The organism is Brevibacterium sp. (assembly GCF_052105255.1).
In the GTDB taxonomy this organism is placed as follows: domain Bacteria; phylum Actinomycetota; class Actinomycetes; order Actinomycetales; family Brevibacteriaceae; genus Brevibacterium; species Brevibacterium linens_B.
Window position 1 is genome coordinate 1 of sequence record NZ_JBQDYQ010000097.1, and the last position, 1994, is coordinate 1994.

At 65.8% G+C, this 1994-nt stretch carries 2 protein-coding genes; one reads left to right on the top strand and one right to left on the bottom strand.

What is annotated here, in order from left to right; translation table 11 throughout:
• On the bottom strand, nt 1–482 hold a 482-nt coding region (locus tag ACTIIH_RS15570; protein ID WP_441452759.1), incomplete at its 3' end, for a serine hydrolase domain-containing protein.
• Nucleotides 483–681: 199 nt separating this feature from the next.
• Between ACTIIH_RS15570 and ispG the strand changes: the two genes are divergently transcribed.
• A complete protein-coding gene (gene ispG, locus ACTIIH_RS15575) occupies nt 682–1845 on the top strand; it encodes a flavodoxin-dependent (E)-4-hydroxy-3-methylbut-2-enyl-diphosphate synthase (RefSeq protein WP_441452760.1) in 1164 nt (387 codons plus the stop codon).
• The last annotated feature ends 149 nt before the right edge of the window (nt 1846–1994 follow it).

The window sequence follows — 1994 nt, forward strand, 5'->3', positions numbered from 1 at the left end:
GTGACCGCCTCGGCGACCATGCCGAGAAGCGCATAGCCGAGGTTCGAATACTCATAGCCGGTGTCGGCGGGCGCGCAGGCGATGGCGCCGCGGTGCAGCCAGGCGGTGAGCTCGGCCGGAGTCATCGCCTCCATCCGGTCCGCCCACGGGTCGTCCTTCGTGAAACCGGTGCTCATCGTCAATGCCTGCCGGCAGGTGCGGTCGGCGATGGCAGTATCCGCCAGTTCCGGGAGCAGAACACCGAAGGGAGCGTCGAGATCGAGTCCCTCGGCGGCGAGGAACCCGACGGCCGCGGCGGTGAAGGACTTCGTCATCGAAGCGATCCGGTACGGAACGTCGGCGTTGACGGTTCGGGCAGGGCCGCCTCGGCGAAAGATTCCCCAAGCCAGGGATCCACCCTGCTCGTCGAGCTGCTGTGCTGCGGCATCGAGAGCCGCAGCCATCGCCTCGACATCGGGTTCGACGAATCCGGGTGTGCTCACAGGGCTGCTCCTTCGTGCCGATGTCAGGTCACCTTCACACTACCGTCAGCCGGCAGGCTGTTCGGGGTACGCCCTGCGGACGGACAGCCCTGTGTCAGTGCGAGGTCATACAATGGTGGTGGTCCGCACAATTCGGGTCCCGCACCGGCGCCGGCTCGGACATTGTGGCTGGTCACCAGCCTGACTGAAGGGATCCTTCGTGACATCGGTCAATCTCGGAATGCCTGCACCTCCGCCTCCCGTGCTTTCTCCGCGAAGGAAGACGAGGCAGATCGCTGTCGGAACAGTGGGGGTCGGATCCGATTCCCCGGTGAGCGTGCAGTCGATGACAACGACGCAGACGACGGACATCAACGGGACGCTGCAGCAGATCGCCGAACTCACCGCCGCCGGCTGCGATATCGTGCGCGTGGCCTGCCCCACCGCCGACGACGCCGCAGCCCTGCCGATCATCGCCGGCAAATCCCAGATCCCCGTCATCGCCGATATCCACTTCCAACCCAAATACGTCTTTGCCGCCATCGACGCGGGCTGTGCGGGCGTGCGCGTCAACCCCGGCAACATCCGCAAGTTCGATGACCAGGTCAAGGAGATCTCGGAGGCCGCCGCCGAGGCGGGCGTGTCCATCCGCATCGGCGTCAACGCCGGGTCCCTGGACAGACGGCTGATGGACAAATACGGTAAGGCCACGCCCGAGGCGCTCGTCGAATCCGCGCTGTGGGAGGCCTCCCTGTTCGAAGAACACGGATTCTATGACTTCAAGATCTCCGTCAAACACCATGACCCGGTGATCATGGTCCGCGCGTACGAGCTGCTCGCCGAGCGCGGCGATTGGCCGCTCCATCTCGGCGTCACCGAGGCGGGGCCCGCCTTCCAGGGCACGATCAAATCCGCCACCGCCTTCGGTCACCTGCTGGCCGAGGGCATCGGAGACACCATCCGAGTCTCGCTGTCCGCGCCTCCCGCCGAGGAGGTCAAGGTCGGCAACCAGATCCTCGAATCCCTCAACCTGCGGCCCCGAAAGCTCGAAATCGTCTCCTGCCCGTCTTGTGGGCGCGCGCAGGTCGACGTGTACACGCTGGCCGAACGTGTCACCGCCGGACTCGAAGGCATGGAGGTGCCGCTGCGGGTGGCCGTCATGGGCTGCGTCGTCAACGGCCCCGGTGAGGCCCGCGACGCCGATCTCGGCGTGGCCAGCGGCAACGGCAAGGGCCAGATCTTCGTCAAGGGCGAGGTCATCCGAACCGTGCCCGAATCCGAGATCGTCGAGACCCTCATCCACGAGGCCAACCGCATCGCCGAGGAGGCCGCCGGGCAGCCAACGGGCGCTGCATCGGGGCCGCCTGAAGTGACCGTCGGCTAGGTGCGATACCTTGTGAGGACGAAGAGTTTCATCGTCCAGTCATCGGCCCATGCTGACGGCTGAGAAAGAGTTCAGGGGCACATGGCGCTGAGGATCGCACGACTGGAACATCAGCACACCCGGTGGCTGACGGACCTGCTTGCGCGCAA